Annotated in this window: 6 protein-coding genes; 4 read left to right on the plus strand and 2 right to left on the minus strand. The window is 48.8% G+C overall.

Going from position 1 to position 7,206, the window contains the following annotated elements; genetic code table 11:
* Positions 1-6 precede the first annotated feature (6 nt).
* Positions 7-342 (plus strand): XisI protein, encoded by a 336-nt coding sequence (locus JGK22_RS01725; protein ID WP_293175798.1) that lies wholly within the window; start codon positions 7-9, stop codon positions 340-342.
* Positions 343-588: 246 nt separating this feature from the next.
* On the opposite strand, the gene JGK22_RS01730 is transcribed toward JGK22_RS01725, so the two are convergent.
* On the minus strand, positions 589-1,845 hold the full coding sequence (locus JGK22_RS01730; RefSeq protein ID WP_293175800.1) for a DUF3747 domain-containing protein: 1,257 nt from the start codon (positions 1,843-1,845) through the stop codon (positions 589-591).
* Positions 1,846-2,284: 439 nt separating this feature from the next.
* Complete coding sequence (locus JGK22_RS01735; protein ID WP_293175802.1) at positions 2,285-3,277, minus strand: ribose-phosphate pyrophosphokinase; 993 nt, start codon at positions 3,275-3,277, stop codon at positions 2,285-2,287.
* A gap of 529 nt (positions 3,278-3,806) precedes the next feature.
* On the opposite strand from JGK22_RS01735, the gene JGK22_RS01740 reads away from it, so the two are divergent.
* From JGK22_RS01740 to bioD, 3 genes are all read left to right on the plus strand, one after another.
* Positions 3,807-4,265, plus strand: a complete 459-nt coding sequence (locus JGK22_RS01740) for a GatB/YqeY domain-containing protein (RefSeq protein WP_293175804.1) — start codon at positions 3,807-3,809, stop codon at positions 4,263-4,265.
* Positions 4,266-4,648: 383 nt separating this feature from the next.
* Positions 4,649-6,322 (plus strand): serine/threonine-protein kinase, encoded by a 1,674-nt coding sequence (locus JGK22_RS01745; protein ID WP_293312210.1) that lies wholly within the window; start codon positions 4,649-4,651, stop codon positions 6,320-6,322.
* A gap of 57 nt (positions 6,323-6,379) precedes the next feature.
* A complete protein-coding gene (gene bioD / locus JGK22_RS01750; RefSeq protein WP_293312212.1) occupies positions 6,380-7,087 on the plus strand; it encodes a dethiobiotin synthase in 708 nt (235 codons plus the stop codon).
* Positions 7,088-7,206 lie beyond the last annotated feature (119 nt).

The raw sequence follows: 7,206 nt of genomic DNA on the forward strand, positions 1-7,206 counted from the left end.
TGTGCAATGGATAAACTAGCTCAATACCGTCAATACGTTCAGACATTAATCACCCGTTATGCCGAAGATGATGTTTCCGATGATGAAGTCGAAGTGCAACTTATCTGCGACACAGAACGAGATCATTATCAGTGGATGAATGTCGGCTGGGAACACCTTAACCGAATTTATCGAAGCATCATTCACATTGACATCAAAGATGGAAAAATCTGGCTTCAGCAAAATTTAACCGACCAAAATCCAGCGGAGGAATTAGTTGCAATGGGAGTGCCAAGAGAGGATATTGTTTTGGGATTGCAACCCCCATACAAACGACCGTATACTGACTACGGTGTAGCGTAAATAGTTGACAGTTGACAGTTGACAGTTGACAGTTGACCCCTTCGACTACGCTCAGGGCACAGCAGTTGACAGTCTATTCTTATGGTGCGCCAGTCTTAAGATTACTAAAAAAACTTAGGGTTTCCCTACTGACCGAATAGCAGGGGTTTGAAGCACCAGCATGAAGGCAGATTGTGATAAGAACGGAGTTTAAATCTCCATTCTTATCAATTCGCTGTCAACTGTCAACTGTCAACTGTCAACTGTTTATTGAGCCTTAACGCATTTCAGCATCCGCAAAGTAGCCGCGGCTGCGTAATTGCGCTTTGCAGAATCATCGGGAGCAAAACGAGTTCCAACTTCGTTAACAGCGGAAGCAACAGAACAATAAGCAGACATTTGAGTAATAATCGCAGCAGCCCAATGATTTTGAGTGTCTGAAAAAGTTTTAGGCGGTTCTTTTCCAACTAAATTTGGCTGCATTCCCCGCGCCGACAAACCAAATTCTGATGCTCTCCGCAGCACCGCCATCAATTCAGCGCGAGTCACTGACTGCATGGGTTTAAAAGTTCCATCTTGATAGCCACTAACTATTTTATTGTCCCGCGCAAATTGCACTTTTCCGGCACTCCAGCGCGTGCTATCAACGTCGCTATAAGGACGAGTAGAAACATTGTTAGGAAATGTGATGTTAGCACCTTGGATTCCTTTCAATGATTCCAATACTAAAGATACCAATTGCTCTCGCGTAACGGCAAGCTGCGGCCGAAATGTATTATCTTGAGCAAAGCCGGCGACAAACCCAAGGCCCACAGCTTCTTTAATTTCGGAAGCGTAGATATCGCTAGCAATATCTCCGAATGTAGAAGAGCCAGTATTGCCTCCGGTATTTCCTCCGGTATTTCCGCCAGTATTACCTCCGGTATTTCCGCCAGTATTTCCGCCAGTATTTCCGCCAGTATTTCCGATTTGTCCCGGTGCGGCTTGACTGCTAGTGAAATAAAAGTGACCTAATACTTTCCCTTGATAAGTTCTTTTACTAAAGCGCCAAGCGGGATCGAGAGTGATTTTCATAAAGCCGTTAGTATTGCCGTTGGTGCGGCCGATAATTATCGGTTGAGCGTTAGGATCGCTGGGAATTCCCATTAATACCACATTGCCATCAACATTTTGCAATATTAGGCTGTATTTTAATGCTAAATCGGTGCCGGCCATGCGAATGGAAAAGCCGTTGCTGTCTGTGGCGCGGCCGCAAATGCCGGTGAAGTCAAAAGTAGCTAATAACGGATCGACTGTCACGGGATTAGAACCGCTTTCGCTCCAGCACTTCCGTCTGTCTGTGACTTGTTCTACAATAAGCAATTGGTAGCCGGTCAAACCGCCCGGTTGGGCGATCGCAATTACTCGATCTTGGTTAATTTCGGTTTCGTCAAAAGTATATGCTTTCGCCGGAGCGATCGCCCCGAGTGTTAAAATTGCTGAACCGACAAAGGCGGCCGCTGCTCGTACCAGTGAATGTTTCATAGTTTTTCCCTATTTACCCCTTATTTTGGTCAGACATCTCTAGAAGATGAAAAGGTCGCGGTCTTAAGACAACAAGATAGAATTTTACCATTTGTTGTTCCAGCGATCTCAAGTGCGATCGACTCCGGTTAGATCGGATGATATCGTTTCCGGTTGCATCGGAATGATTTAACCGCAGAGGGCGCAGAGGGCACAGAGAGAGAATAGAGAGATTAATACAGGACGATGCTACCGGATTTGATATGATACTGCAATGCGATCGTTAATGCGGTGTTACGATCGCGAGCTCTTAAGCTCGCACTATAGGAAACATATTATTATTCGGATGCCTGTGGAAACGATATTTATTGCCAGAAAGAGCGCAACATACAAAAAAAACGGTGCGTTAACAAGCCTGTAACGCACCCTAAAACAAATATTGAAAACGTGCTTTCTCTAGCTAGCGGAACATACTGCTAACAGAACTATCTTCGTGAATCCGCCAAATAGTTTCGCCCAGCAAATTCGCTACCGAAAGCACCGTCAACTGCTTGAATCGGTTCTCTTCAGGTACGGGAATTGTATTTGTAACAATTACCTCTTCCAAAACTCCGCTAGACAAACGCTCGATCGCCGGAGGTGAAAAAACCGCATGAGTAGCACAAGCATATACCTGTCTCGCACCCTGGCGGCGCAACAATCTCGCGCCTTCGGTAATCGTCCCCGCAGTATCGATCATGTCGTCCACCAACACGGCAGTTTTGCCTTTGACATCCCCGATGACGTTCATCACTTCAGCGACGTTGTGAGCTTGGCGGCGCTTGTCAATAATTGCTAGGGGAGCATCGCCAAGCTTTTTCGCAAAAGATCTCGCCCTGGCGACTCCGCCCACATCCGGCGAAACGACGACAATATCTGTCAACTTCTTGCTCGCGAGATAATCCAACAGCACTGGCGAACCGTAAACATGATCGAAAGGAATGTCAAAATAACCTTGAATCTGAGCTGAGTGCAAATCCATCCCTAAAATGCGATTTGCTCCAGCTTCAGTAATCAAATTAGCTACCAACTTTGCAGTAATTGACTCTCTGCCGGCTGTTTTGCGATCGGCTCTAGCATAGCCGTAGTAAGGAATCACAGCAGTAACTTGTCTTGCTGAAGCGCGGCGACAAGCATCGATCATAATTAATAATTCCATGAGTCGATCGTTCACCGGACAGCAAGTAGGCTGAATCAAGTAAACATCGCAACCCCGAATCGATTCTTGAATTTGAACGTAGAGTTCCCCATCAGCGAACCGCTTGCGAACCATCGGCCCCAAATCGATCCCCAAATAGCGAGCCACCTCTTGGGCGAGGGGAACATTAGCAGAACCGGAGAACAGCCGCAGACGGTCGTGAGCGGAAACCGGCGGCTCGGGAAACGGAAGCGGTAAAGTAGCAGAACGGATCACAGCAGGCCTCTTGCAAGACGTTTATTTAACCGCCATCTTACCATCGGAAATTAGAAATGTTCAGCCAATATTTGGAGAGATTTAACTTTCGGGGCGGCCGCAAGTGTTAACTTAGGCGAACTGAATAGAAGTTGCACAAATATGTCGGATAAACAGGGTTTATGGCTGGCTGTGTGCAGGCAGAAGCGCGATCGCACTTCTGTCTCAATACGGTTCACTTAAGGTTTGTTTGTCATTGCTGTCCTCGCGACGCAAACGAGCGCGTCTGTTTGTCACATTCTTTTTCCCCGTGGACTATCAGTGAACCGTATTGACTTCTGTCTGTGCGTCTCAAAATTGTGCCGACAGTCTATTTGGGGCCCAGACTTGAAGTGCAGCCGCTCAAAATTCGGTCAAAGGCCGAAAGCCACCGGCTTCAAGGTGATAAAAATGCCACCAACAGGCAATAAACTTGCAAAATACTGTAAAAAAAGTTAAGAATCGGAAGCATACTCCTGATTTTTGATATAGCAAAGCAAGGTAAAAATCGATGAGCTTAAGAGAACGGATTGACGCAGAAATCAAAGCAGCGATGAAGTCCAAGGACAAAGTTCGCTTGGAAACTGTTCGTGGCATCAAGAAAGTTATTCTGGAAAAAGAAGTCAGCCTCCGTCCCTCGGGGCAAGAGACGCTGACAGAAGCTCAAGAATTGGAAATTTTGATGCAGATAGCGAAACAGCGCCGGGATTCGATCGACCAATACCGCAAAGGTGGCCGCGAGGACTTAGTGGCACAAGAGGAGGCGGAGTTGGCAATTCTGGAAGAGTATTTGCCGGCGCAGATGTCTGACGAAGAGGTAAGTCAAGTGGTTGACGAGGTGATTGCTTCGGTGGGCGCTACTTCTGCCAAAGATATGGGCAAGGTGATGGGCAAGGCTATGCAGCAGCTTAAAGGCAAAGCAGACGGTAACAGAATTCAAGAGATGGTAAAAGCAAAGCTTAACAGTTGACAGTTGACAGTGGACAGTTGACAGTTGGTAGAAGTCATTAGTCAACAGTCAGCAGTCAGCAGTCAGCAGTCAACAGTCAACAGTCAACAGTCAACAGTCAGCGGTCAGCGGTCATTAGGAAGAATGTAGCAGCCTGCTAATTTTTCGCCTTTGCGATCGCCCAAAAAAACCGCAACTATGGGGCAAACCCCTCCGGGGGAACCCCTGATTTTCGATCGCCCGCTTGCGCCTAATTTCTCAAAGTTGCTCAAAAAGAAGTAAAATGCTAACTTTCATCGGGACTGGGAACTACAGACAGTGAAGTACGATCTTGAGCATTAAAGATTTAACATTCTAAGTCTGCCAGCGATCGTCTATTTTTTAACAATTTCTACTTAAAACTTATGCAGCCACCTATTTCTATTGGAACTCTCCTACAAAACCGCTACCGCTTGGTGAATATTTTAGGTCAAGGGGGATTTGGCCGGACTTATTTAGTAGAAGACGAGGGGCGGTTTAAAGAACGCTGCGCCCTCAAGGAATTGATTCCGATGCAAAGCGGGCCTTACGTTTTGGAAAAATCGAAGGAATTGTTTCAAAGAGAGGCGGCAATACTTTACCAAATTGCCCACCCGCAAATTCCCCAGTTTCGGGCAATATTTGAAGAGAATCAACGTTTGTTTTTAGTGCAGGATTACGTGGAAGGGATGACTTACCGCGAATTGTTGCTAGATCCTTCTACAAGCCGCACTTTCAGTGAAGCAGAAGTCTTAGTATTTATCCGACAAATGCTGCCGGTACTGGCTCATATTCACGCCCGGGGCATCATCCACCGCGACATCTCGCCAGAAAATATCATCCTCCGTGAAAACGATAAGTTGCCGGTACTGATTGACTTTGGAGTGGTGAAAGAACTCGCTACCAAAGTTCAGTCTCCCGAAGGAACAGCCCACGCGACAACTGTGGGTAAAATTGGCTACGCGCCGATGGAACAATTGCAAAGCGGGCGCGCAACGGCCAGCAGTGACCTGTATGCTTTAGCTGTAACGGCGATCGTCCTGCTGACGGGCAAAGAACCGCAGGAATTGCTGGATCAAACAACGCTACAGTGGAATTGGCAGCAGCAAGTACAGGTGAGCGCTGGTTTGGCTGTGGTGCTGAATCGGATGTTAAATCGCTCTCCGGGCGATCGATATCAATCTGTCAGCGAAGTCGCTCAAGCACTCGACACCCAAACTAATTCTAACCCTCAATCTAACGCGCCAACTGCACCACCAGCATCAGCAGTCGTCCAGTCAAATCCTTCGCTAATCGCAACGGTAGCCGTGGGGAGACCACTCGAATCCGAGCCGGTGGTGCCCCTAAGTCCCGGCCCGCAAAACCAGCCAGATCCGCTAATTGAGCCTGCTGGTGGCTCTTTGTGGGATAATCCGGTTGCTGCGATCGGACTGCTAACAGGCTTAGTCATCTTGACAGGCTTCGGTTCCTGGGCATTAGTAGGCTCATTTCTCAACAGCAAACCGAAGCCCACAGCCACTCCGACAGCGCCATCAGTCATAACTCCGACGCCGAGACTAACTCCGCTTCCAACCCCGGAACCTTTGCCAACTCCAACCCCGGAACCTTTACCAAGCCCAACTCCAGAACCTTCGCCAAGCCCAACTCCAGAACCTTCGCCGGAAATCACACCAGAACCTTCGCCGGAAATCACCCCAGAACCTTCGCCGGAAATCACACCATCGCTACCACCTGAACCAACGCCAGCGCCAGAACCCACGCCAACACCTGAATCGACACCTGCGCCAACTCCCGCGCCGAAACCGACACCCGCGCCAACTCCCGCGCCGAAACCGACACCCGCGCCGACTCCCGCACCCAAACCGACTCCCGCACCGACTCCCGCACCCAAACCGACTCCCGCACCAACTCCCGCACCAACTCCTGCACCAACTCCTGCGCCGTCACCAACTCCTGCGCCGTCACCAACTCCTGCGCCGGAACCAACTCCTGCGCCGGAACCCGCACCGACTCCTGCGCCTTCACCGGAACCCGCACCGACTCCTGCGCCTTCACCCTAGTTCTGGCAAAATTCCTCTAGACTTAAGTTGAAGCCAATTACTTACTAGCTTTTGCCAATGAACTCGCTGCTGATTGCTGGAACTGATACTGACGCGGGCAAAACTGTTTTGACCAGTGCTCTGGCTGCTTATTGGCAAATGTATTTTCCCGATCGCAGTTTGGGAATTATGAAGCTGTTGCAAACCGGCACGGGCGATCGAGAACTCTACACCCGTTTATTTAGCCTCGACCAATCCCCCGAAGAACTCAATCCGCTGCACTTTAGCGCGCCTCTAGCACCACCGATTTCTGCCGAACGCGAGGGGAGAGCGATCGAACTCGAAAAGGTCTGGACGGCGCTGCAAAGCCTCACTGAGCGCAAGAATTTTGTGCTGGTGGAGGCTTTGGGAGGGCTGGGTTCCCCTGTAACGCGGGAACTGACGGTGGCGGATATTGCCCGAGATTGGCGGCTGAGGGGCGTTTTGGTGGTACCTGTGAGGTTAGGTGCGATCGGGCAAGCTGTAGCGAATGTTGCCCTCGCCAGACACACGGGCTTTCAGCTTAGAGGCATTGTCCTTAATTGCCCTCAAGCTTGTTCCGAACAAGAAATTGCCGATTTTGCGCCGATCGATTTAATCGAGTCTCTGACTCAAATTCCAGTGTTGGGTACTTTGCCACATTTAGACGATCCAAATGACCTGATAAAATTAGCGGCATCAGCATCAGAATTAGATTTAGAGCGGTTGTTACATGGAGTTAATTTGCTTCCTCAGACTGCTAAATAACCCCATTCTCAACACCTCTCTTGCTCAATCTTCTCTTTCTCTGTGTACTCTGCGCCCTCTGTGGTAAAACATCTTAGATTTTATTTTAACCGCAGAGAGCGCAGAGAGCGCAGAGAAGG

It is taken from the genome of Microcoleus sp. PH2017_08_TRC_O_A, assembly GCF_020738665.1.
Classification (GTDB): domain Bacteria; phylum Cyanobacteriota; class Cyanobacteriia; order Cyanobacteriales; family Microcoleaceae; genus Microcoleus.

Coding starts and splice junctions, on each gene's coding strand:
- JGK22_RS01725 (WP_293175798.1), top strand. CDS start 7: ATGGATAAACTAGCTCAATACCGTCAATACGTTCAGACATTAATCACC.
- JGK22_RS01730 (WP_293175800.1), bottom strand. CDS start 1,845: ATGAAACATTCACTGGTACGAGCAGCGGCCGCCTTTGTCGGTTCAGCA.
- JGK22_RS01740 (WP_293175804.1), top strand. CDS start 3,807: ATGAGCTTAAGAGAACGGATTGACGCAGAAATCAAAGCAGCGATGAAG.
- JGK22_RS01745 (WP_293312210.1), top strand. CDS start 4,649: ATGCAGCCACCTATTTCTATTGGAACTCTCCTACAAAACCGCTACCGC.
- bioD (WP_293312212.1), top strand. CDS start 6,380: ATGAACTCGCTGCTGATTGCTGGAACTGATACTGACGCGGGCAAAACT.